Annotated in this window: 24 protein-coding genes; 9 read left to right on the forward strand and 15 right to left on the reverse strand. The window is 42.6% G+C overall.

The window, feature by feature from the left end; genetic code table 11:
- On the forward strand, positions 1 to 250 hold a 250-nt coding region (locus ASG89_RS35660), incomplete at its 5' end, for an IS3 family transposase (protein WP_157276681.1).
- Positions 251 to 468: 218 nt separating this feature from the next.
- On the opposite strand, the gene ASG89_RS16395 is transcribed toward ASG89_RS35660, so the two are convergent.
- The 5 genes from ASG89_RS16395 to ASG89_RS37710 all read right to left on the reverse strand — a co-directional run bounded on the left by ASG89_RS16395 (position 469) and on the right by ASG89_RS37710 (position 4,287).
- Positions 469 to 1,458: a quinone oxidoreductase family protein gene (locus ASG89_RS16395; protein ID WP_057311778.1), complete on the reverse strand. Its 990-nt coding sequence runs from the start codon at positions 1,456 to 1,458 to the stop codon at positions 469 to 471.
- A gap of 86 nt (positions 1,459 to 1,544) precedes the next feature.
- A complete protein-coding gene (locus ASG89_RS16400) occupies positions 1,545 to 2,387 on the reverse strand; it encodes a helix-turn-helix transcriptional regulator (RefSeq protein ID WP_057311779.1) in 843 nt (280 codons plus the stop codon).
- A gap of 723 nt (positions 2,388 to 3,110) precedes the next feature.
- Positions 3,111 to 3,611: an SRPBCC family protein gene (locus tag ASG89_RS16405; RefSeq protein ID WP_235549792.1), complete on the reverse strand. Its 501-nt coding sequence runs from the start codon at positions 3,609 to 3,611 to the stop codon at positions 3,111 to 3,113.
- Entirely contained in the window at positions 3,566 to 3,955 is a 390-nt protein-coding gene (locus ASG89_RS16410) for an SRPBCC domain-containing protein (RefSeq protein WP_057311780.1), read from the reverse strand. Before ASG89_RS16410 ends, ASG89_RS16405 begins: the two co-directional genes overlap by 46 nt.
- Positions 3,956 to 3,957: 2 nt before the next feature.
- On the reverse strand, positions 3,958 to 4,287 hold the full coding sequence (locus ASG89_RS37710; RefSeq protein ID WP_235549793.1) for a hypothetical protein: 330 nt from the start codon (positions 4,285 to 4,287) through the stop codon (positions 3,958 to 3,960).
- A gap of 356 nt (positions 4,288 to 4,643) precedes the next feature.
- Here ASG89_RS37710 and ASG89_RS36445 point away from each other — a divergent pair, with 356 nt between their 5' ends.
- A complete protein-coding gene (locus tag ASG89_RS36445; RefSeq protein WP_157276682.1) occupies positions 4,644 to 4,823 on the forward strand; it encodes a hypothetical protein in 180 nt (59 codons plus the stop codon).
- Positions 4,824 to 5,027: 204 nt separating this feature from the next.
- On the opposite strand, the gene ASG89_RS35665 is transcribed toward ASG89_RS36445, so the two are convergent.
- From ASG89_RS35665 to ASG89_RS16440, 5 genes are all read right to left on the reverse strand, one after another.
- Entirely contained in the window at positions 5,028 to 6,491 is a 1,464-nt protein-coding gene (locus ASG89_RS35665; protein ID WP_057311782.1) for a putative glycoside hydrolase, read from the reverse strand.
- Positions 6,492 to 6,679: 188 nt separating this feature from the next.
- Complete coding sequence (locus ASG89_RS16425) at positions 6,680 to 6,979, reverse strand: hypothetical protein (protein ID WP_057311783.1); 300 nt, start codon at positions 6,977 to 6,979, stop codon at positions 6,680 to 6,682.
- 175 nt (positions 6,980 to 7,154) lie between these two features.
- A complete protein-coding gene (locus tag ASG89_RS16430) occupies positions 7,155 to 7,373 on the reverse strand; it encodes a hypothetical protein (protein WP_057311784.1) in 219 nt (72 codons plus the stop codon).
- A gap of 150 nt (positions 7,374 to 7,523) precedes the next feature.
- Positions 7,524 to 7,910, reverse strand: coding sequence for a nuclear transport factor 2 family protein (locus ASG89_RS16435; RefSeq protein ID WP_057311785.1), 387 nt, complete (start codon positions 7,908 to 7,910; stop codon positions 7,524 to 7,526).
- 16 nt (positions 7,911 to 7,926) lie between these two features.
- Positions 7,927 to 8,394 carry a DinB family protein gene (locus ASG89_RS16440; RefSeq protein ID WP_057311786.1) on the reverse strand — a complete coding sequence of 156 codons (468 nt, stop codon included), beginning with the start codon at positions 8,392 to 8,394 and terminating at the stop codon, positions 7,927 to 7,929.
- 191 nt (positions 8,395 to 8,585) lie between these two features.
- Between ASG89_RS16440 and ASG89_RS16445 the strand changes: the two genes are divergently transcribed.
- Complete coding sequence (locus tag ASG89_RS16445; protein WP_057311787.1) at positions 8,586 to 9,488, forward strand: LysR family transcriptional regulator; 903 nt, start codon at positions 8,586 to 8,588, stop codon at positions 9,486 to 9,488.
- A gap of 136 nt (positions 9,489 to 9,624) precedes the next feature.
- On the opposite strand, the gene ASG89_RS16450 is transcribed toward ASG89_RS16445, so the two are convergent.
- Entirely contained in the window at positions 9,625 to 10,392 is a 768-nt protein-coding gene (locus ASG89_RS16450; protein ID WP_057311788.1) for an isocitrate lyase/PEP mutase family protein, read from the reverse strand.
- A 145-nt stretch (positions 10,393 to 10,537) separates the two neighbouring features.
- Here ASG89_RS16450 and ASG89_RS16455 point away from each other — a divergent pair, with 145 nt between their 5' ends.
- Positions 10,538 to 10,969 (forward strand): SRPBCC family protein, encoded by a 432-nt coding sequence (locus ASG89_RS16455; RefSeq protein ID WP_057311789.1) that lies wholly within the window; start codon positions 10,538 to 10,540, stop codon positions 10,967 to 10,969.
- A gap of 103 nt (positions 10,970 to 11,072) precedes the next feature.
- Here ASG89_RS16455 and ASG89_RS16460 read toward each other — a convergent pair whose 3' ends face one another.
- From ASG89_RS16460 to ASG89_RS16470, 3 genes are all read right to left on the reverse strand, one after another.
- A complete protein-coding gene (locus ASG89_RS16460; RefSeq protein ID WP_057311790.1) occupies positions 11,073 to 13,082 on the reverse strand; it encodes a GW dipeptide domain-containing protein in 2,010 nt (669 codons plus the stop codon).
- A gap of 195 nt (positions 13,083 to 13,277) precedes the next feature.
- Entirely contained in the window at positions 13,278 to 13,676 is a 399-nt protein-coding gene (locus ASG89_RS16465) for an HIT family protein (protein ID WP_414813273.1), read from the reverse strand.
- A 63-nt stretch (positions 13,677 to 13,739) separates the two neighbouring features.
- Entirely contained in the window at positions 13,740 to 14,021 is a 282-nt protein-coding gene (locus tag ASG89_RS16470) for a hypothetical protein (RefSeq protein ID WP_057311792.1), read from the reverse strand.
- Between the two features lie 315 nt (positions 14,022 to 14,336).
- Between ASG89_RS16470 and ASG89_RS16475 the strand changes: the two genes are divergently transcribed.
- Entirely contained in the window at positions 14,337 to 14,831 is a 495-nt protein-coding gene (locus ASG89_RS16475) for a hypothetical protein (RefSeq protein WP_057311793.1), read from the forward strand.
- A 560-nt stretch (positions 14,832 to 15,391) separates the two neighbouring features.
- On the opposite strand, the gene ASG89_RS16485 is transcribed toward ASG89_RS16475, so the two are convergent.
- A complete protein-coding gene (locus tag ASG89_RS16485; protein ID WP_235549794.1) occupies positions 15,392 to 18,520 on the reverse strand; it encodes a family 43 glycosylhydrolase in 3,129 nt (1,042 codons plus the stop codon).
- Between the two features lie 301 nt (positions 18,521 to 18,821).
- Between ASG89_RS16485 and ASG89_RS16490 the strand changes: the two genes are divergently transcribed.
- Genes ASG89_RS16490 through ASG89_RS16505 form a run of 4 tightly spaced genes read left to right on the forward strand, consistent with a single transcriptional unit; the run spans position 18,822 to position 22,986 of the window.
- On the forward strand, positions 18,822 to 20,429 hold the full coding sequence (locus ASG89_RS16490) for a spore germination protein (protein ID WP_057311796.1): 1,608 nt from the start codon (positions 18,822 to 18,824) through the stop codon (positions 20,427 to 20,429).
- A gap of 13 nt (positions 20,430 to 20,442) precedes the next feature.
- Positions 20,443 to 21,639, forward strand: a complete 1,197-nt coding sequence (locus ASG89_RS16495) for a Ger(x)C family spore germination protein (protein ID WP_057311797.1) — start codon at positions 20,443 to 20,445, stop codon at positions 21,637 to 21,639.
- Positions 21,640 to 21,647: 8 nt separating this feature from the next.
- Complete coding sequence (locus ASG89_RS16500) at positions 21,648 to 21,881, forward strand: hypothetical protein (RefSeq protein WP_057311798.1); 234 nt, start codon at positions 21,648 to 21,650, stop codon at positions 21,879 to 21,881.
- 13 nt (positions 21,882 to 21,894) lie between these two features.
- Entirely contained in the window at positions 21,895 to 22,986 is a 1,092-nt protein-coding gene (locus ASG89_RS16505) for a GerAB/ArcD/ProY family transporter (RefSeq protein ID WP_057311799.1), read from the forward strand.
- Positions 22,987 to 23,071: the final 85 nt, after the last annotated feature.

Below are 23,071 nucleotides of genomic sequence, written 5' to 3' on the forward strand. Positions count from 1 at the left end.
CCATATGATTCGTAGTATGAGCCGTAAAGGCAACTGCTACGATAACGCTTGTATAGAGGCTTTTCACAGCATTCTCAAGCGGGAATTGGTGTACAGATATAAATTCCAAAGCCGCCAAGAAGCACACCAACGAATCTACTGGTACATTGAATTTTTCTACAACCGCAAGCGTACGCATAGCAAGCTCGGCTATTTGTCCCCAGACAAGTTTGAATCGCAGTTTTACAAGCAACAGAAACTGATTTCTTAGCTCTTTTTTGTGTCCACTCTATTGACTCAGATACANGAGCTTAAACTCAGGCAAGCTCGGCTATTTGTCCCCAGACAAGTTTGAATCGCAGTTTTACAAGCAACAGAAACTGATTTCTTAGCTCTTTTTTGTGTCCACTCTATTGACTCAGATACAATTAACACGTAGCATTGTGAGATTAACGAACCTCGATTTTCCAACGGGCATTCTAACTTCATTTATACTTGCAAAACCAGTTTACCAACTGTGTTTTTTTGTTCTAAAAGTGTTAGGGCCTCTCCTGCTTTTTCCAGAGGATACACGCCATGAATCTCCGCACGGATCTCTTCTCTTGCCAACATACTTAAAGCTTCCCGCGCCGCTATACCAGTCTCTACAGGATGGCTTTCCGCATACGCACCTAATGAAAACCCAGCCGTCTGTCTATTGGAGAACCAAATTTCATTAAAAGAGTACGGAACATCCGCTAAACCGCTGGCGTTTCCGACAACAACCATATGGCCGAGAGGTTGGAGCACCTCTAAGCTATGTTTGCGCATACTCCCACCGACTGGGTCAAAGACAGCATGAACACCTCTCTGTCCTGTGGCCTTTAGTATCTCCTTAGCAAAATCGGATCGAACAAATAATTCGTCATATCCGAAGGAATTGGCAAGATTCACTTTCTCCGGGGTCCCGACGGTTCCGAATATTTGGCCGGCTCCTAGACGTTTTGCAACCTGCCCGAGAAAGCCGCCTAATCCACCAACAGCCGCATGAACAAGTACGCTGTCTCCCGTTCTCATTCGATACACATCTTTGATAGCCAGGTAAGCTGTTGTTAGATTTACTATCGATGCCGCCGCAGTCGCCAAATCTAGATCAGCACCTAATTGATCCAGTGGAACCGTTAATTCCGGCCTTACGTTTGCGATCGATGCAAATCCGTTAAAACCGAGCAGTGTCATAGCGGCTACGGGTTGACCGACATAGAATCCCTCTACGCCTTCCCCGATGGCACGTACATAACCCGACACTTCTAATCCGGGTGTAAGCGGCAGCGGAAAATCCGACATAAATTCACCACGACTTAGCAGCACTTCAAAATAACCAACTCCGGCATAGGCAACATCGATGGTAAGCATACCAGCAACTGGCTGCAGGTCCGGTTTCTCATAATATTTTAAACTATCTGGTCCACCTGATCGATCGATTACAATTGCTTTCATTTCCATTAACCTCCTAGATTGGGAATGAACTCATTATATTTCGAATCACAACAGGCAACCAGTTTGCCTTTATACAGGTATCCAGACTAATAGGTTAACTTTCGCAGGTCTGCTATTTTTTCCTCCGTACCTGAACTTACGATCGGCGTAAATATACAGCAGTGAAGGTCTTCATCACCGTTAATCGTAGAAAAGGTATTCAATTGAAAAAACAATCTTCCTGCAACACAATGATCAAACGTGTAATGGATGGCTTTCTTTTGCTGAACATTATGCAATCTCCATAACTGTTGAAAATCTGCGCATTCGAGGCACATCTGCTTGACAAATCCTTCAAACCATCGATCCCGGGCATTCTGGTCGTAATACATCCGAAATACACCCATCGTAAAGTTTGCAAATTCATTCCAGTTCACCAACTGCTCGCGCAGATTGGGATCTGAAAATATTAATCGTGTCATAACGCGTTCGTCCTTGGGAAGGGCATGAAAATCCGTAATAATTTCAGTTGCCAATCGATTGTATGAGAGTACTTCCGTTCGATGATTGGCAATAATGGCTGGGTAGTTGACTTGGTCGATAATCGCTTGAAGTTCGGGATATGCTTCCCCAGTATTCAAACTAGCGTTCCTCTCTCCATCGTAATCGGCCAAACGAAGTAAATGCACCTGTTCATCCGAAGATAATTGCAAGGCTCGGGCGACGCTCTCAAGGACTTCTCTTGAAACGGAACCAACTCTTCCCTGTTCCAGCCAGGTATACCAAGTGATGCTTACACCCGCAAGTTGGGCAACTTCCTCTCTGCGCAATCCCGGTGTTCTTCTTCTTCCAAAGCGGCTGGCTATTTCGACACGATCCGGTTTAATCCGTTCACGGCGGGACTTTAAAAAGTCTCCAAGTATTTTAATCTTATCGTTTTCCAAAGCCATTTAACCACACCTAACTAAAGAGTTTAATCGATTTTAATGATCCCTTACAGTTTAATACATCTTGTACTTTGCTGCCTAGGTGCCTTCACAATATTCTTAACCTATCCCACCATTACTCCAGCCTGCCCTTTCTAAAAAATTACGATAGTAATGGCATTAGTTTTTTGCCGCTAGCCATGTGGTTTTGGCCTTTAATGCTGAGGGAGGGCCTGAATTTTATGGGCTTCCAGAAGCTTCTCAGGACCACTATCGGTATGTTGATTGAGTAGGCAATTAGATCCGGAGAGATAGTAGTTTCGATTCGACAACCATGGGCTGATACCGGATAACTGTTTAGTGCTCTGAAATAAAAAATCCCCATCAACAGGGGATTAAAGCCACATCATTCATACATTCTTGATGTGGCTTTTCTTCAAGTAATAAGATCTAATATTAATAAAAATGGGATCCTTGGTATAAATTAGCTGCGTATAATACCCCTTAGAAGCATACAATATGTATGTTTTCAATTACTCAGATGGGTGGGCTAATTTCATGACAACACACGATAAACAACGAGAAAATCACGCTAAAGATCAAGACGATAATAAACCGAATCATGGTAAAAGTAGAAAAAAGGGTAAGTAAATACGAAAGAAAAAAGCCCTTGGGATTCTTTCCCTTAGGGCTTTCATTTTGTCCGTTACTGCCAGTACAAGCAAGTATAAAACAAAAACAACTGATTCAATATAATATCCGTGATTTTTTCTCAAGTATGGATTTTATTTTCTCTAAGTCTTTGCGATTTGCCTTTTTCATCATCAAAGACATAAACGGAGTAAATAGCATCGAAAATCCAGTTGGATTGCCTTTGTTTCTCAATGTCATTTGTGTCACATTGTCCTCTTCGGCTGTCCATGTATACGTGGTTTCCATAGGAAAGGGGCCGTCGGCCGTTCGCATGATGAGTATTTCCCCAGGAACATATTGTGTAATTTGATACACGTAAGCAAGTTCTCTACCTAGAAAGTTGGCTTTAAAAGCAATCTTAGAACCAAGAGTTAGCGGTTTCGGCGTTTGCCATTCGACAGATAGAATATTTACATACCATTCAGGTGCATGATCGGGATTAGCCGCATATTCAGAAACAATGGCTAGTGGACAATTAATGGTAGTCTTTGTGAATACATCGACCACCATTAGGCTAATAACTTCGCGATGGGCTGCCAGTAGTTTGTATGCCAACCGGATGCGAGATGCTCACCTGTTCCATCTGGAAAACTGGAATGCTCCAATAGAAGTACCGTTTCTGCACCTTGAGCCTTCAACTCGAATTTGACAATAGAATACAAACCTTCTTCCCAATTCGCCACCCGCCAAGCTTGAACAACACGCTTGTTTGGCACCAACTCAATATTGCGCCCCAGAATCATTCCGCCAAAGCAGGAAAAAGTCCCACCTTCCTCACCATGAATAACTGTCGGGGCTCCTCCAGTTGCTTGACTAAATAGCTCACTGCTAGTTAGGATGTTATACACTCGTTCAGGTGCAGCTTGAAAGCTAACTTCTTGACGAATCACACTGTTCATAATTATGCACCTGCCTTTAACTGTTCATCATTGCTCAGTAGCCACTGTTCCAGCATATCAACAGTCATGCTTTTCAACATATCCGCGTGATCGTGAATGGCGTGATGCCAGATAGCCGACTCTACTTGAAAGTTATTTTCACTTTTAGTTGTAAAACCGCAATGGCAAGATAATGTTTTCATAACAATATTTTGTCTCCTCTTCATATGGGAAAATAAGTAATTGTAATGCATAGCTTTTTCAGACCACGGATCGACTCCTGGCTCTTGACCTTGAGCGACCGAATGCAAACGCGGCATATAATGAGTCCAGCCTTGAACATGTGAAGCCACCTCGGATGTCGCTGCTGATTGAACTCATGTTTGCTCCTTTCTTCTGCTTCCGCCGCTTCTTTCAAACGCAACAAGTTGTCATCCCATAACGATGGTTAATTCTTCTATTATTATGTACCAGTTTGCAAATAAAAATCGGTATAGCTCGCAACAGCCGATGCTCGTCACACATTAAGAAAAACCAATATACGGGGCTCAAAGCGATTATACTCCTTATTCGTTGTATCGGCGTTGGCGGAGTCACGCTTCCATTAATGAGTGATGCCTATGTAGGATTGGCAAAAACATAAATTTCACAAGCCAGCATCGCCACCCGCATTGTTCAAAATATCGGTGGTGCCTTCGGCTCAGCCGTATTGGCTACCTATGTCGCAAGTCAGATGGATCTTGCCTCGCCGGATGCTGCTAATTTGGCATCCGCTTATCAGTCCGGCTTTTTAACAGCGAGTATTCTCATGGTTGTCATGATCGTTCCAGCATTTTTCTTAACCAATAAGTTGGCCTCCAAGGTTTCTTCGAAGCAAGAGGTTGTCTGATCTTTTAAAGAAAAGGATCTCATCAACATAGCCTCCTCCGAGGTATCCGTGTAAATGAAAAAGCCGCAATAATATGCGGCTTCTTCTCATGTGTTGGTACCCCTAATTTCCTAATCCCCGTCTCTCGATGATTGACATAGCTCCCACACTTTGCTCAAAAAAAAGGTAAGCTCTCATCTAGAACCTGCCCTGGATTCAACTCTTTTAAGGGATATAAGAAACCCCTTCTGAATACGAATTATTCGCATTCCATATCAGGTATTCGCGAACGCCCGCGTCGCTCAAAGCTTTAATTTGCGCATCCACTTCGGTCTTGCCGTACTTGATGTAATTGCCCCCACCCAGCCAGCTTGCTGTGAAATCTTGAATCCACGGCCGCGAAAGAGGTGGCTTCTGCATCTCGCCAAACTTCTTCTTCTCTGCTTTCATATATTCGGCGACAAGGCGATATGGGTCTTTATCAGGTTTAGGTATGCCGAAATAGCCGTCTGACCAGTGACTTGGGTAAATCATCGAGGAAATGACGTCCACAGAGCTTGATATGCGGTTAAAATTTTGCCCAATCCCTGGCGCTTCTGGCAGTGTCGCCGAGTAGCCGAAAATATCGACGGACACTTTGACGCCGTATGGCCGCAACTGCTCCTTCGCGTAAGCGACAAAGTCGCTGACCGCATCCACGCGAAGCTGCGTTAACCTTGACTTCTCGCTGAAATCCGGTGCTTTTGGCGCCTCTTTTTTCTTGTCTACTATGCTCTTCTGTACATCATCCAGCCCTTTCTTGTTCGCATCGGTCTTATCTGCATTGTACGTATTCGTGGCCTCAGTAAGCTTGATCTCTAGAGCAGCCATATCCGTTTCATATTTTTTTGAAGCTTCGGCATACGTTTTTTCCTCTTCCTCGAATTTTGCTGGCTTCTTATCCTTATAATCACCCATCGAATAGGTCAATGATTTATCTCGGCTTTCGAAGCCTTCTGGGAAGCGCACGTAGTCGAATTGAATCTCTTTGAACCCAAGCTCTGCCGCAAGTTTAGCGACATCAACATTATGCTCCCACGTTTCTTTCAGAAACGGGTTAATGAACCCGTCTCCATTCCCATTGCGCCAAAGGCTGCTGCCATCCACATACGAAAGATCTAGGCGTTTTTTCGCCAGAACCGTATCTTTAAAAGATACAATTCGCGCAATCGGATAAATGCGATGCTCCTCTAACAATTTCATAAGTGCCCCAGGATCGCGGATGTAAGGCTGGCCGAATTCAGCAAGCTTACCGTCTGGTTTGAATGTAATATAGCCATCATCATCCTTGATGTCGATGACCATTGCATTGAGATCGGTGCTGTCTACAAGCGATAGCAGTTTTGGCATGCGAGCACCGCCAGCCGACCAACCCGTTACATAAATACCGCGCACTGCATCGGGATACTCGAAATGTACAGGCGGATTAAATGCAGGTGCCTGACTAGGCGCAGGCGTACTCGATGCCACTGGCGGCGACAGCGTGGGCGCGGGCGTAGGTGCCAGCGTGGCAATCGGCGCTGCCTCCGTTGCGACTGGAGACGGCAGCTCCGATGGATTCGGCGACTCGACTACGACATTCGATGACGAACAAGCGGACAATACGAGTACCAATGAAAGCATAATCCCGCTAAGCCAAACTTTTCTCATGCTGTTCTCCCCCTCATAACGGCAATTCGGCCTTTATAATTGAAGTATTCAGGGGGGACGGAAACTATGCTTGATTACTAGGTACAACTCAGAACGGTTATCCCTCAAATGCCACTTGACTTCCCAACCTTCGTATTCAAGACCGTTAGAGATCGCTGTTTCATTGAACTCTATCGTTATCCGTTACTTTAAAGCTTGAACTTGAGCAAATGATCGGTCAAATGTTCTCTCTTTAAGATTTCAATCTGCTTGTTCCCTATTAGGTCGTAATGCGGATATTCATCACGAAGATGTATATAAGCAGGATTTAAACCATTCGCCAAGCACCATTCCTTCAATCGTTCCAAATCACAGCAGCCCACCTTAGTGATCGTCTTCACTCCTGGGAAGCGAGGTTCTAGCCAATAATGCGTCAAAAAGGCGATCTTTCCCTGTGAGCATTTAATTTTCCATTCATTTAATTCATGTCTTGATATTCCGAAAGCCATGTCATCAATCTCCTAATCGGTGCAAACGTCATGGAACATACATACCCCATAAATGTTCTTGGATGGTTCTGCGGTTAATGTTACTTTAACACATATAGGAAGTAAACTGCGCGTTAACGACCTCACTTACAATAGGTACTGATGCAGATACAATCCTTACCCTCTTTCCTTAAGATCATTCTTCGACTTGTAAATACTTCTCCCCATGAAAATCTACCCATAGTGGGGCGATGAATTTTTCTAATGTGTTTACGACGTCATCTCTTCGACTCTTTTCAACATTGACGGTGTCATTTAGAATCTCATTTCTAATTCGTATGAGAACATATAAAGGGGGTAATGCAGCCTCACGAAAAGCCTTAATCATGCTTTCTTCTTGTGGAGTAATATCCATAACATATCCTCTTTCCATTATTGTAGATTTCTGCTTGAGATGCTTTCATTATAAACCTTGACTTTAGTGTCAGTGTCAAGAGTGAGTATGTTATGAAACTATGCTGAAAAGGCTACCGATTCCTTGCTTTCGGCAGCCTTTTCCTAATGTCTATTGAGCTATTGGTTTATCGTCAGCAGAACTCGCGATCCGCTCTGCCTCATACTCAAAGAGGACAGCAAGCTCATTGTGATAAGGTCGCCCATACAACGAACCTTCCGCGCGGAATACCACCATGCCATTGTCCTCATTCTCAAGCAAGAAGACCGGAGTTAGCTTTACCTGCAATACGGAGCGCTCGAACCTAATCAATTCCTCGAACCTCTCTTTGCCTTTCTGTTCGAGATTCCACCCCTCTAACGGGAGCGGGACGAAGAAATGAAACTCTTCCGTAACCTTATTAAGAAAATCAACGATATGCCCTGTTTCGAAAGCCTTCCTAAAAGCATCAAACACTTCACCAGTTCGGGATGGGACTGAGACTACAGAATTCTCCATGAAAGTATCCTCCTCATTAAAGTGACAGGACTCTTATTTGGCTCGTTACCGTTCCAAGGTGAATGGCTTCGTGAATGAGAGCGAAGTTGAACAACTCGCCGGCGGTAATGAATTGGAACGGTCCCATAGCATACGGAGTTGAAAGCTTCTCGTCCAGCATGTCTGATGTCAGCTCAGATAGGCGCGAAAGCTGCGCAGTTAACATCTCGACCAACTCTTCCTTCGATGGATGAGCAAATGTCCAGTCCAAGGGCTTTGTTCCGGAGTTAAATAGGAATTCATACGAGTCAGGTATAGCCGATGGGGAGCCGAAACTTAGTGTAGAATACTTATCAAACCAATAAATCATATGGCCGACATTCCAACAGATAGTATTGTTGAAGCCCTCCGGTTGCTTGTCGAAATATCCCTCCGTAACTCCCTGGAGCGTACCAATCACAACCTGATGCAGTACTTTACCGGTGTTTATAATCGATTGTGCCATAATCCAACGCCTCCTTATTTGGTGCTTGATATGTTCCAAGTATAGGTCTCTTGGAACTTACCATCAATACAGTAGGCATTACCGGAACGTTAAGTATAAGTTAACGATTATTCTTTGACAGCAATTGAAGTTGGAGTGACAATACTCATTAAATGTGCATTCAGCGATGCAATTGAAAGTAGGTATGATCTATGGAGCTAAAACAACTACAATATTTTATGGCGATTTGTGACGAGCTTCACTTCACGAGAGCAGCCGAAAAAATGGGTGTCAGCGCACCCAACATCAGCCAGCAAATAAGGAGATTGGAAGAAGAAATAGGAGTTCTACTGTTCGATCGTGTGGGAAAAAGAATTGTCCTTACAGAAGCTGGCTCGATTCTTCATGAACATGGTGCTGCCGTGTTTACGCATCTACAGCAAGCGAGCGAAGCCATTGCAGACCTGAGGCAAATGCAAGGCGGATCGCTATCCATTGGCGTCTTGCCCGGTGACGCGGACCTCATGTTTAATGCCTTGCTCCTGAACTTCCATCAGACCTACCCTACCATCTCGTTGTCACTTCTGGAAACCATGAAAGTAACAGAACAAGTTCTAGACCGAAGCATTGATGTTGGCGTAACCATTGGTCCTGTTATTGATGAACGTCTCACGTCAATCCCCCTATTTCACGAGGAGTTTGCTTTGGCGGTAAGTAGCAATGATCCCCTTACCACCGAGAGCTTCATCCCCTTGAACAGACTGCATTCCTTGAAAATGGTCATGTTCCCACCAGACCATCAGTGCCGAAAACTGATCGACCGCTTTTGCATGGACAACGGGTTTACTCTGCAGCCACATATGGTGACGACAACGTTATCCTCCCTCCTCCAGATGGTACAGAGCGGCGTTGGTTACTGTGTTCTCCCGCGATTGCTACTGGATAATCTTCACAATAAAGACATCAAAGTCGTGCAACTGAGGAATCCTACTCCTTCTCAAGACATTTGTATGATCTACCGCAGTGACAGATATGTCGGATACGCCATGCGAACGTTCATCAAGACTTTGAGAACCTATATCGAGACAGCTATCAATCATGCTAAGTCTTCATAAATAGATGAACTACGTAAACCTCCTATTATATGAGAAAACGGCAGCCAAACGGCTGTCGTCATGTAATCATTAAACTATCATTTTTCAAATACGAAATCGCTTTATCTGCGTCATTTACAGTAATCACTATTTCTTTTTATTCGAATAAGATCGAAGTATCACGAGAATCAAGCATCTCTACCGCACATCGCTCCATTAACATAGATATTTTACGGTATAACGCTGCACCTAAGCTTAGCCGTCTAACTCCCAGTTCCCTCAACATGACACAATCAGTAAGGCCAGGTAGAGCCATTACATTGAGTGGTGCAGTCGTGCAGGATGCGATAGTCTTGATTTGTTCCTCATGTTTTAAACCGGGTACGAAGATACCAGATGCACCACTTTCTACATATTCTTTCATCCGAGTCATAGTTTCGTTGAGCGGATCTTGATTCAGAAGATAAGCGTCGATCCTTGCGTTTATATAAAAATTGCCGAACCCTCTTTTGTCTAAGGCATCTCTTATTTTGACAAGAAGATGGCATTGATCTGCGAGTTGCTTCAGCCCCTTTTCACCTTTCATCGAATCTTCGATGTTGATTCCAGAAACCCCTAGATTTGCTACCTTTAATACATTGCTTACAATACTATCATCGTTATGCCCATAGCCCGACTCTATATCCGCTGTGACAGGAATCTGTACATGATTAACAATTCGTTGAATAACGGAAAGTTGCAGTTCATAATCGATCGTTTCCCCGTCCGTATACCCCAAACTGGCGGCTATCCCCCAGCTCGTAGTACCAATTGCTTTGAAGCCAGCCTTTTCGAGAATACGTGCCGAAGGCAAATCCCATGCGTTTCCAAGCACCAACAATTCGTCCGATTCATGCAGCTTTTGAAACAGTTCAATTTTGCTCATATTCTTTTCCTCCCCTATGTACAGCATTAAGGACAATTAATACTTTTGAGAATAATACCACATTTTGGAACTTTCCATCGATTAACATATTTTGGTTGCTACTGTTCAGGATCAAAAATATAATGAGCTTAAGGAGAGTGATTTTTTGCCAACGATTCGAAAAGAAATAATAATCGATGCCTCACTTGATCAAGTGTGGGATGCTGTCAGAGATGTAAGTGCGGTTCATAATCGGCTGGTCCCGGGCTATATTGAGAATACGCTTATGAATGGGCACGAAAGAACCCTTATTCTGCCCCAAGGCGGATTTGTTCGTGAGTTTATCGTGTCCATTGATGAAGAGGAGCGTCGAATGGCATACGCGGTAAAAGAAGGACGAATGCCACTTCTTCATCATCATGCTTCCTTCCAGGTAATTCCTAATGATGAAAATGGTAGTAAGCTTGTTTGGATAACCGATTTCCTTCCCGAACAATTGACAAAAATAATTCAAGCACATATAGATCGTGGAGCAGAGGTTATGAAAGATACAATTGAGGCTGAAGCACAGAGAAACGATTTCAATACAGCTCATTAAAGTGTTAAGGCATCAGATCCTTATATGATCGGATGCCTTGAACTTTGAAGCAAATGAATAAAGCAGGCGCAATACGCCTGCTTTTTGTGTCTCTCAATCCTACTTATTGTGGCACTTCCACAGAGAAGCCCTGCTTCCAGACGATCCGCTCACCAACTCGGAGTACTGCGTTCAGTCGGTGCAAGCCAGGGGTCAAGGTTCGAGATGCATAAAGCCGGTACCAAACCGTAGCGACATGTTCTTCGGAGCCAACTCTCTCTTGAAATGCGTCAAGGCTACTGGTAGACGCCTCTCCTTCCTCTTCAATAGATATCATCGCCGGCATCCGTAAATTGCCTTTTTGCATGCTCCATTGCTCGTAAAGCCACGCTTGTAATTCGAATTTCCTGTCCGTTCCGACCTTAGTCGGAAAATCGCTGATCTCCACTATATAGTCTTTTTCAATTAACGAGAAATAGTCGGGATTTCTCCAACTTTCTTGTGACAATCCGAACAGGCTGATCATATCGTGTAGCTTCAAGTACCACTCACCTACGGAATAAATGGGCGGTTGCAATAACTGTACGGTTCTCTCGTGGACATTGTGCCAGTAAATCTGAGCTTCACGCTGCCCAGCCTGAAGCTCAAACTTGTAGTCTCCCTTAGTAAGGAGAATAGTATGATTGTTCTCATCTTGCTTCGTCTGGTAACGAAACACACTCGCAAGCTGTACCAAAGAAAGGAAATCAGTACCATCATCTGATCGGTAACCTATTTTTTGCTGCCCAAATAGTGTCAGATCGTGACCTTGAGGGATGATTGTAGCAAAGCCGAGATTCCGTTCATTAAATGCAATTTGAAGCATTACTTTTGGATCCTGAATCCTATCATTAAACAAAATTCTAACCCAGACATTACCTTCTGCCGTTTGGATTTTCACCCATTTATCTCCGGACGGTTCATCCCAATATGCAAGAGCGGTTACTGTTTGAGCTGGTAAGTTGGGCATATGCACATCAAAATTCACTCCGGGATAGCGGAAAGGCACTTTTTCTCCCATCAGTCTGATCTTCCATAGCACAGGAATGGCGTCCTCCGGTTCCGCTCTGCGTTTATTCACCCAACCGGTCGTTCCTTGCGATGTACGGACATGATACCAAGTCCCGTTGAACGTCTCCTGTATGGTTTCAAATGCCGTAACGGTGACGTCTTTTAGTACGGCCAGCTCTTTGTTATTTGTCGACCATACATCGGAAAAGAGTGGCGTTTCCACCTTCAGAACTAACGTTTCATTCGTATCCGTAATAATTGTTCCTACACCTCGCACCCACTTGTCACCATCTGCCGATCTCACAAGATAGCTACGATCATAGACCGTCGTTAATTCAGCAATGACTTCGTAAACACCATTTGTTAGTCTACCATCGGCAAGCTCATTAGTGCCAGTGTGGTCATTATCTTGAAGCGCCGTACCGACCTCATAGTAGTAAGGCTCATTGTTGTAGTGTGCACGCTGAGATATCGGTCGAACTGTCCCGATTCTATTAATCGGAATGTGAACCCACAAATCGCCAAGCCATGTAGTGTGAATTTGAACCCATGCTTTACCGATCTGGCTATCGCCAACAAACCATTTATCTTCTATATTAACTATTTGCACTTCCTGAGGAGACAAAGAAGCAATTGACTCTACTTGGTCATTTTGGTTCTGGTAAAGTGGGGTCTCCCCCGTCAAATAAATCGTCTCCGGTTTTGTAATAGCGATGTCCCACATATAAGGACGTACCCAGCGTGGTCCATACATCGTGTCTATTTGCCACTGGACTGCGCTACTAACCGACCAAGAAGCCTCACCCTTTAGCACACGTACTTTCTGTGGAGCAAAGACACCTTCAGCTTCCTCTGGGGAATCATCAGGGTTTGCATAATAGGGTGTGTCTTTTAGAAATTCGATCGATTCGGGAATTCGGAGACCTTCAGGAGTTTGCAACCCCGAGTATACAGTCCAATTTGCCATATTGACTAACGAAATCTCGGTCGCCTTTGCTGATAGCGGCAATGTTACAACCCACATCGCTGCAGCTAATGTAACTGTAGTTAATAAGTAGTTGGGAAGCTTTCTCTTATACTTCATATCAGACACATCCTTAGAGATAAATGAAGCAACGCACCTACTATATACTTAAAATTATGGAAAATGTTTCTTTCCACGCGAAACAGGTTGCCGCTACTAGTTTTTGCGGCAGCCTCAACGAAAAAGCAGCGGCTCTTTCGGACAGCTGTATTCGTACGTGTTGTTTTATGAGCTAACGTTCCCAGTAAGGTTAATCTATTTCTGATTATTTTTAAACAAATACCGAATCCCTTTTCCCGCCATTATTTCATCCGCATATCGAGGAATTACATGTAAATGTGAATGAAAAACATGTTGCCCCCCCACATGACCACAATTCCATCCCACATTAAAACCATCTGGTTTATAATTCTGATCCAAATACAACTTAACTTCGTGTAATAATTGATATGTTGCATTCCATTCATCTTGAGTTAAGTCAAAAACAGTTTCCCTATGTGCTTTCGGGACAATAATTCCAGCCCCTTTAATCTCTTGCTCTTTAAGCAAAGTATAGATGCAGTTGTCATTGCTTATTATGACTTCATGACTTTCATCATTGGAAATATTGCAATAAGGACAGTTAACCAAACGCCACACCCCACAGATTAGAATACTGATTCAGGATAATAATTCAGAAGATCTAGCTTGAAATCGTATGACTTTATGAGCCACGTATTATTTGTAGTCTGTGATTTCAAAATCTACTTTTGCATATTTAGAGAAATCCCCGACTTCGCCAGCCGAAACATACTTAATTTCGCCCGTGCTTATGGTCTGCTTTTGAACCGAGCTGCTTGGTTTGGAAGTGCCTAATGCCGTCCCAATTAGCTTATTGTTCGCGTCATAAAAATGCAATTCAAACGCAATTTCATGTTCGGTTATCGAATCCTTGTCATGATCTAAAGCTAATAATCCTCGAATGCCCGTATATCCACCATCTAAGTATAAGTCGAGCAAACCAAAGTGAATATTGGAATATTTATTATCGTTAAGAATGGGAACATTTGAAGGGAAATGATTAATTATAATGTCCTTGTATGTACCTTGATCTGTGTAGTCTATAAATGGTATCAGGTATCGTAGACTCGTTGAAAGTACTCTATTCTATACTAGCATATTTTGTAAGTATTCTGCCTGTTAGCTGAGAAGGCTACCGATCTATTGCTGTCGGCAGCCTTCACCTGATGCTTATTGAGCAGTCATTCGTATACAAAAACCATAAATGGGAAGTTTAACTATGACATCTTATTTCCTAAAATTGGGGGGATTGTAGTGGTCACTTTGAATTTTATTACGTTATTAATAAGCATCGGAGTTCTATATTCATTACGTTGGATGCAGAACATATTCCTATCAATTGAAAAAATAACGTACTACATGGTCATTGTAGTTGCCATCGAACAGATCCATTCAGCGATTCTTGATAATTATAAGTTGCTTGAGTTTTCGGAAGCTCTTTCCGCTTTTTTCTTTTATAAAATGAATCAGTTAATTATATTTCCGATCGCAACGATGTGGCTTCTTTTTTCGTTTTTCCACAGTAAACCACGGTTGCTTCTCAAAATGCTAATCTTAGGCATATGGTTTGCATGTTTGATCGAATCGTATATGTTATTTGAAATACTAGGTATAGTGAAATTTACGGGCTGGAATTTCGGGTATGCCATCGTTGTATGGTATATCGTCTTGGTTGAATCCTTATGCTTCAGCCTATTGTTCAGAAAAATGCTTGGGAAGTGTGATCACCATGATATTGTATCCCCCTGAACGATTTGACATCAATGAGTGGTTTTCTCTACTTTCATTGGTTGTTTTATTAACCGTAGCCATATTGCTTCCAAAACGTTTTTCTTTACTATCGATTGTAGTCTATACGGTATTTACTGTATTTATTTCGCAGACAGTTGATTCGCTAATTGCTGTTAAACCATTTGATTTGTATGACGTAAACGATAGTTCTAAATACGAGGTAATGGATATTGTCATTTATTATTTTAATTACCCTCCTTTCACGTACATATTTTTATGGTTGTATGATAAGTGGAAGCTTAGAGGAATTTATCGCAATTTATATGTAATCGGGTTCTCATTCCTATCTGTTTTTTTTGAGTGGTTAGCTCAACTTTGTCACGTATTTACATATAAAGGTTGGAAACTATGGTATTCCCCCTTTGTCTATATCGTAATTTTTATTTTATATATTTTTGTATTTCATCTAACAGAACATTTACTAAAATCAAAGAAGTGATTGAGTTGTGTCTTCCAACTTTATAGCCAAAGAAAAAAAGGCGTGTCAAATTGATTGTCAATTTGCACGCCTTTTTGCATTAATTCAATATCATCCGGGCTACCTCTGCCAAGTCTTCAATATCTACTTTCCCGTCACCATTGATGTCTGCTTTTTTGTACTCGCTCCAATTTGGATCATTGGAAGATTTTCCATATGCGGCAGCTACGATGGCAAGATCCCCGATTGCAACGAGTCCATCGCTGTTGATATCACTAGGGTGAGCTGTATTGACCGAATCGATGAAAGCTTGAAGCGCTGTGTTAATCTCTGTTGCTGCTTGATCGATCTGCTCTTGGGATGCATTTGGATTGTTCAGAACCGATTGTGCTTTCTCGATTGCTGAAAGTAATACTGCCTTGGATCCTAATGGATATTGATTCACTTCTGATCCTTCCACTGAGGCATCAAACTTCGCTTGCGCTGCTCCTATAGCGGTGCTCAACGCAACTCGATCATTTGCTTGAATATCTACACTTACGAATACTTGGCCGAGTGCACTTTCCTCTCCTAACCCATTCGAGATAATCACATTAGCTAGACCGATGACAGCTGATTGTGAGGAAGATTTCGCCTTAAAGTGAAGATTCACCAGATCTCCGTTGGCATTAGTGGCATGGTCTGCTCCTATACTTGCCAGCAGGATGCGCACATGACCAGATGTTTCTTTTTTACCAACGATGGCTAACCCCTGCTTAGCAGATTCTGCATCAACAAACTCTACTTGTGTTGGATCATAAGTAACCGTGATATCTTGTGCATAAATACTTTGGGTGACGCTTAAATGGCTGAGTCCGTACATGAGGTCAAAGGATTGCCCAGCTTGCACGCTGCTTGCCCCTTTTAATGTAGCCATCGGTTCTGTCGATTGCTCGGCGGAGGGCTTAAGCTGTGGAGTAATGGTCGGTCCCCATACTTCCATCGCATCGATACCATTGGCTTGCGGTACAAAATGTACCCGATCAATCGCAAGCTTGCGCGGCTCCGTTGTACCAGCTTTATAATGCGTATGGTACACCATGAACAATTCCGTACCATCTGGTGAATAAATTAAGGAATGATGTCCCGCTCCAGGCACAATGGTATTAGATTTCATGATCGGATTATACGTATATTTCGTCCAAGGCCCCGTTGGAGTAGGTGCGGTTGCATAACCTACACCATAGTCCGGGCTTTCGAAATGGTTACCGGAATATGTCAAGTAGTAGGTTCCATTATGTTTGATCATAAACGGCCCCTCGTTAATACTTGCAACCGGCTTTTTTGGACTGAGCTCCCAATCTTGTGTAGCCCGGAACACGATTTGTAATGTATCTTCCTTCATGCTCATCATATCGTCACTTAGTTCGGCCATCCAAATTACATTGCCTTGATTGAACCTGACGAAGTAGATGTACTTTTTGCCGTTATCGTCTGTAAAAATATGCGCATCGATTTCTGGTGTGTTCAGATGCATCGGCTGTTTGACATCTTGGACGAACGGCCCCAATGGAGAACTGCTTGTTGCAACAGCTAGCCTTTCATTTACTACATAGTACATGTAGAACGCCCCGTCCTTTTCCACGACCTCAGGTGCCCAAAAGCCGCCAGTCCCCCAAGAATCAGACTGTTGTAATGCCAATTCATCCTGCTCCGACCAATTTACAAGATCCGTTGACGTGTATACCTTGAATCCTTTTGGCTTATTAGGGTCCGGAGAAGTATTCGTCCCATATAAGTAATACTTGCCGTCGTGCAGCAGTACAAAGGGGTCCGCAATGTTCGGCAACACAGCGTTGGTATACGTTGGCCCCGTTATCGCTTCGTGGTACGAAGATACTTTGATGTTGTCAAATCTGGCATCAGCATTCCATGTGCGCAGTCCGATTTTACCAGTAGCCAAGTGCGAAGCGTCCAACAAGTCAAATTTCGGATACCCATTGACGTTGAGCGGATTGTCGTTCACATAAACCTGAATGTGCTCTTCATTCGCAACGACCTTAAGGTGGTACCACTCATTTGCAAGGATCGGCAGCTTCTTGGAAGCAAGCTCTTGCCACTGACCATTCGACATTTGGCCGAGTACGGCTGTTTGTGTGGAAGCATTAATGCCTACATAATAGCCATCTAATTGATTCAAGCCATTTGCAACGTTCGATGCTCTGAAAATAAGGCCTGCTTCGCTCCCACTCGTAATTTGTACATCGCCTTCAAGTACGAAGTCCGTAAAGCTTAGGCTGTCAAGTACCGCTTTATAGCCAGGACCGCTGTTTACCGTATATTGTCCGTTAGAGACAGTCCAATTGCCTTCGTACGTTGACCATCCTTCAACTGTTGATCCGCTAAAGTCGTTCGTGTACAGGATCTCCGGCGCAGACGTTGAGTTCGGCACACTAATTATAGCCTTCGAGCGGAAAGCACCGTTTGTAGATACCGCTTCAATGACAGTTCTACCTGGCGACAACGCCGTTACTAATCCGCTGTTGCTGATGGAAGCGATTTCCGGATTACTGGAGCTCCAAGTCACTTCTTCTCCGCTTTCTCCCAAGTTGTGAAGCTGGGCTGTTTTCCCTGATTCAAGTGTCAACTTCTTCTGATCAAGATCAACGCCGCCCTGCAGGTCCGTTACCTTCATATTGTCATAAGTCGCATTCGTCCAAAAGGACCTGACCCCAATAGATCCTTGCGTAAAAGTGGAATCTACTGCACTGAGCACAAGAGTGCCATCGATGTAAATATCAATATGGCTTCCTTTGGTTTCTACCTTCATCCGGTAGACTTTATTTTGTTGAACGGTAAAAGGGATGGACGCAAGTTCCTTCCAATTGTTATTCATTTTTCCCAGTTGAACGAGATTATTCACTGTAATACCAGCGTAATAGCCTTGCAAATTATCTGCCCCGACGCTTGGGTTGTTGACCCTGAAAATAAGTCCGGCATTATCCGAATTAACCCCATCCTTGATGGAAATATCGGCTTCATATACAAAGTTGCTGAAGTTTGTTCCGTTTGCAACAGCTTTGAATCCTGCCCCCTTATTTGTATGGAAGGCTCCATCTGAAGCGTTCCAAGAACCCCCGTACGTCGTCCACCCGTCCGCATTACGATCATTAAAATCATCTTGGAACAAGATTGAATCATCTTCTGCGGCCGTAACGGACGCTATAGGGGTTGTGAAGGATAGAACCATGCTAGCAATCAAAGCGGATGATATCAATTTTTGAAGTTTATTTGGGACGCAATTTAACCTTATCTTCAAGTTACTTCCTCCAGTCACTAAATATATTTCTATCGTTACTAGATACATTATGTATCAAAATGAAGGGATTGTATTTGTGTTTTCCCGTCTTTTTGTGCGTTTTTACAATTTTTCACTCAACTGCCAACAGTGTATTTTGTTTGATATCTGTGTGAACCATATCTGTCCCAGAAGTATAAACTTATAACCCATTGGCAAGGATGACAAATAAACACTTTTGGTGGCGACTGTTATGGGTACGATCACAAAGACACTGCAGGCTATTTTTAACCGTGATAGAGCACATTCAACACATGATAAACCAGAGATATCGCAAGAAGAGGAACAACTTGACTCCAATTTGGGCACGATCTTTACGAAAGTAAAGAATGCTTTTGGCCACAGCGAAGATGTTGTTACGGAAGACATAGGTTTATGTAATGGCCTGAAATCAGCTTGCAAATTCGGGTTTATTTATATGAATGGATTAGCAAGTACCACTACTGTGCAAGAAATAATCAAAGAATTACTAGGAATAAGTAACGATTTAAATGATGAATTGCTCGATACTTCGATTGATAAAATGAAAATAATTAAAAATTACTTACCTAGTGCTGGTAATGCCAAAACGATTGCCGACTTTTCAGCACTATACACAGCCATTTTGTCAGGTGAAACCGTTATTTTACTTGATGGTTATCCTTATGGTTTCGCTGTAAATACAATCGGTGGAAACAATCGTGCAGTAGAGGAACCGTCGACTCAATCTGTTGTCAGAGGACCAAGAGAAGGGTTTACTGAATCCATAAGCATCAATATTTCATTGATTCGCAAAAGAATTAAATCCCCTAATCTGTGGTTGGAGACCATGACAATTGGCAAAGTAACTCAAACCACGATTGGAGTCATGTACATTAATGGCATTGTTAATGACAAACTTGTCGCAGAAGTGAATGAACGACTTAAAAGAATTGATATTGATGGCATATTGGAAAGTGGAAATATAGAAGAGTTGATCCAAGACGAAACCTTTACTCCCTTCCCGACTTTGTATAATACAGAACGGCCTGATGTTATAGCTGCAGGACTGCTGGAAGGGCGTGTTGCCATCCTTGTGGATGGCACGCCTTTTGTCTTATTGGCCCCTGCTCTATTTGTACAATTTTATCAATCTGCGGAAGATTATTATCAGCGTGCCGAATTCGCTTCATTAATACGTATTTTAAGATATATTTGCTTTTTTATTTCCTTGCTGGGGCCCTCTCTCTACATAGGGATCACTACATTTCATCAAGAATTGCTGCCCAGCTCGTTGTTATTTAGTTTAGCTGCCCAGCGGGAGGGCATTCCATTCCCAGCTTTTGTTGAAGCCCTACTAATGGAGATAACATTTGAAATTCTGCGTGAAGCTGGTGTGAGGCTTCCCAAAACGGTGGGTCAAGCGGTATCCATTGTTGGTGCTTTGGTCATTGGACAAGCTGCTGTTGAGGCAGGTTTAGTCTCGCCAGCTATGGTTATCGTTGTAGCTATCACGGCTATAGCTAATTTTGTCATTCCCGCTTTTAACATGGGGATTTCCATACGAATAATACGCTTTATCCTCATGGTATTAGCGGCATCCTTCGGTTTGTTTGGCGTAACGGTTGGTTTGATCGGCATCGTACAACATCTGTGTAGTTTGCGTTCGTTCGGTGTTCCATATATGTCCCCTATGGCTCCGTTTATTTTTGCGGATCAGAAAGATACCATTTTGCGATTGCCGCAATGGGGATTATTTTCAAGACCGCAGTTCATTAGCTCCAAAAATAACATTCGGGAAAATAATGCTCCAACGACGAAACCAGCATCGAGAAGACCTTGAAGGAGCTTAGACCATGAAGAAAAGATTTCAAGTTGTATGTCTTTTGGTAATTGTCTCTCTTGTGCTTACGAGTTGCTGGGATCGGCGTGAATTAAATGATCTTGCGATTGTAGTCGGCATTGGTTTAGATAAAAAAGGAAGTAACATACAGGTCTCAGCGCAAATCGTGAATCCAAGTGAAGTAGCTTCAAGTAAAGGCGGCGCTGGGTATAGCACACCTGTAAGCATTTTAACTGCAACGGAGTCGACCATTTCGGAAGCGATAAGAAAGTTAAGTACAATTGCTCCAAGAAGAATTTACTCCGCGCATCTCCGCGTTTTAGTTATTGGGGAAGAATTGGCTCGCCAAGGCATAGAAAAAGTGATGGATGGCATATCGAGAAATCGCGAATTTCGCTCTGATTTTTATTTGATTATTGCCAAGGGAACAACTGCAGAGAATGTACTTGGAATATTGATGCCTACCGAAAAGATTCCCGCTAATAAGATGTACAGAACATTAGATTTATCTGAAAAGGTTTGGGCGCCAACAGTCAAAATGCCCATAGACAAGATTCTGTCTGATTTATCGAATCCAACTAAAGATTCTGTAATAACCGGCATTCAAATCATTGGTGATCAAGATATAGGAAAAACAAAAAGAAATATGAATAAATCCCAAGCTTATGCAAATTTAAAATTTTCAGGTGTAGCCATTTTTAAGCAGGATAAGCTGATTGATTGGTTCAATAGTGAAGAAAGCAAAGGCTATAATTACATCATGGGTAACGTGAAAAACTCAGTTGGTCATTTATCATGTCCTCAAGGGGGCACGTTAGCCGTTGATGTTGTTCGAACAAAAACAAGTATAAAGGGTGAAGTTGTTAGAGGAAAACCGAAAATTTCTGTATTCCTTTTTTCTGAAGAAGATGTTGGTGAGGTTCAATGCAAAATTGACTTGACCAAAATGGAATCAATACGACAGTTGGAAAAACTTGCTGAAGAAAAATTGACGAATATCATGGAAGCCGCCATTCAAAAAGCAAAAAAGAATAAGGCAGATATTTTTGGATTCGGAGAGGCGATTGAAGACGTTGATCCAGGCTCATGGAAAGCCATTAGTAATGAGTGGGATCAATCTTTCGCTGATTTGGAGGTTTCAGTCCATGTGGATGTTCAAATCCGTAGATTGGGAACGATAAACAATGCGTTGCTTGAAAGAAAGGAGTGAATATCTCCGTGTGGGCCATTTCAGGCATTCTTATCGTAGGTGGAATTCTTACATATATGGAAGCTCCTTATCTTGTTAGAAAGAAGCTTATTAAGGAGCTTTGCTTTTTTTTAGGCTTATTGTTCATAGGTGTAACCCTAGTAATTTTAGAGACACTGCGAATCCAATTGCCGAATCCACTTGACTGGATCACGGCTATTAATGAACCGATCAGCGATTTGATTACTAGGATGCTTTCATAGAGGTGAATAAGGAATGATTGAAAAAGGGAAGATAGGTGTTCATCAATTTACCATTTTAGCCATTCTTTTTACCGTGGGAAGTTCTATTCTGATTGCACCTGCTGGCATTGCTCATGAAGCTAAACAAGATGCATGGATTGCTTCACTGGTAGGGTTAATTGGCGGATTGTTGATGGTTATGCTGTATAATTTGATTACAACACGATTTCCAAAAACGACTTTCGTGCATTATAGTCAGGAAATCCTTGGGAAGTGGCTCGGAAGATCCATCTCTTTTCTTTACTTTTGTTATTTTTTCATCCTCGCGGCGCTGGTACTTCGCAATATAGGCGACTTTATGACGACCCAAGTATTGCCCAACACACCTATTCAGTTTATTCATATCTTTTTCTTGATCGTTATCATCATGGGAATTCGCAACGGACTTGAGACATTCACTCGAACAGCGGAGATTTTTTTACCATGGGTGATGTTCTTTTTTTTCATTATGGTTGTTCTTCTACCCCCGAATTTCGAATGGAGACATTTACTACCTGTCTTTGGCTATGGCGTGAAACCTATCTTGCGTGCTACGATCCCCGTACTAAGTACACCTTATATGGAACTTGTTGTATTCTTAATGTACTTCCCATTTGTGAATAATTCTCAAAAAGCGAGGAAGGCTTTTCTGGTTGGGACCTTAATTGGTGGAATTCTGCTAGTCATCATTTCTCTGTTATCTATATTAGTATTGGGTGCAGATCTAACTGCAAGGCAAATGTACCCCAGTTATAGTTTGGCCAAAAAAATAAGTATTGGCACCTTTCTGGAGAGATTAGAGGTCATTATGGCTGGCATTTGGTTTATTACGATATACTTTAAACTTGCTATATGCTTTTATGCATCTACGATGACTTTTGCCGAAATATTTAACATGAAAGATGCCCGCCAGTTGTATTGGCCATTCGGTATAATATTGATTGTACTTTCCATTGTTGCCTACCCAGATATCCCTTACTCCATGAAGTTTGGATCCAAAATTGATTTCCCTTACTCGTTGCCTTACGCGATTATTTTCCCAATGTTATTGCTCATTGTTGCTGTTATAAGGAAAAAGAAAGAGTAAGGGAATTTCGCACACACACGCTCTGCACCCGAAATTATCCAACCTGTATGTAAGCGGGGCTAAGGGCTGCCAAGAAGCGGCCCTT

The organism is Paenibacillus sp. Soil766, assembly GCF_001428105.1.
In the GTDB taxonomy this organism is placed as follows: domain Bacteria; phylum Bacillota; class Bacilli; order Paenibacillales; family NBRC-103111; genus Paenibacillus_E.

Excerpts from the sequence above, each read along its gene's own strand:
- ASG89_RS16505 (WP_057311799.1), top strand. The coding sequence starts at position 21,895 with ATGATTGAAAAAGGGAAGATAGGTGTTCATCAATTTACCATTTTAGCC.
- ASG89_RS16395 (WP_057311778.1), bottom strand. The coding sequence starts at position 1,458 with ATGAAAGCAATTGTAATCGATCGATCAGGTGGACCAGATAGTTTAAAA.
- ASG89_RS16485 (WP_235549794.1), bottom strand. The coding sequence starts at position 18,520 with ATGGTTCTATCCTTCACAACCCCTATAGCGTCCGTTACGGCCGCAGAA.
- ASG89_RS35665 (WP_057311782.1), bottom strand. The coding sequence starts at position 6,491 with ATGAGAAAAGTTTGGCTTAGCGGGATTATGCTTTCATTGGTACTCGTA.
- ASG89_RS16450 (WP_057311788.1), bottom strand. The coding sequence starts at position 10,392 with ATGAGCAAAATTGAACTGTTTCAAAAGCTGCATGAATCGGACGAATTG.
- ASG89_RS16410 (WP_057311780.1), bottom strand. The coding sequence starts at position 3,955 with ATGAACAGTGTGATTCGTCAAGAAGTTAGCTTTCAAGCTGCACCTGAA.
- ASG89_RS16400 (WP_057311779.1), bottom strand. The coding sequence starts at position 2,387 with ATGGCTTTGGAAAACGATAAGATTAAAATACTTGGAGACTTTTTAAAG.
- ASG89_RS16425 (WP_057311783.1), bottom strand. The coding sequence starts at position 6,979 with ATGGCTTTCGGAATATCAAGACATGAATTAAATGAATGGAAAATTAAA.
- ASG89_RS16435 (WP_057311785.1), bottom strand. The coding sequence starts at position 7,910 with ATGGAGAATTCTGTAGTCTCAGTCCCATCCCGAACTGGTGAAGTGTTT.
- ASG89_RS16495 (WP_057311797.1), top strand. The coding sequence starts at position 20,443 with ATGAAGAAAAGATTTCAAGTTGTATGTCTTTTGGTAATTGTCTCTCTT.
- ASG89_RS16490 (WP_057311796.1), top strand. The coding sequence starts at position 18,822 with ATGGGTACGATCACAAAGACACTGCAGGCTATTTTTAACCGTGATAGA.
- ASG89_RS16440 (WP_057311786.1), bottom strand. The coding sequence starts at position 8,394 with ATGGCACAATCGATTATAAACACCGGTAAAGTACTGCATCAGGTTGTG.
- ASG89_RS16460 (WP_057311790.1), bottom strand. The coding sequence starts at position 13,082 with ATGAAGTATAAGAGAAAGCTTCCCAACTACTTATTAACTACAGTTACA.
- ASG89_RS16430 (WP_057311784.1), bottom strand. The coding sequence starts at position 7,373 with ATGGATATTACTCCACAAGAAGAAAGCATGATTAAGGCTTTTCGTGAG.
- ASG89_RS16445 (WP_057311787.1), top strand. The coding sequence starts at position 8,586 with ATGGAGCTAAAACAACTACAATATTTTATGGCGATTTGTGACGAGCTT.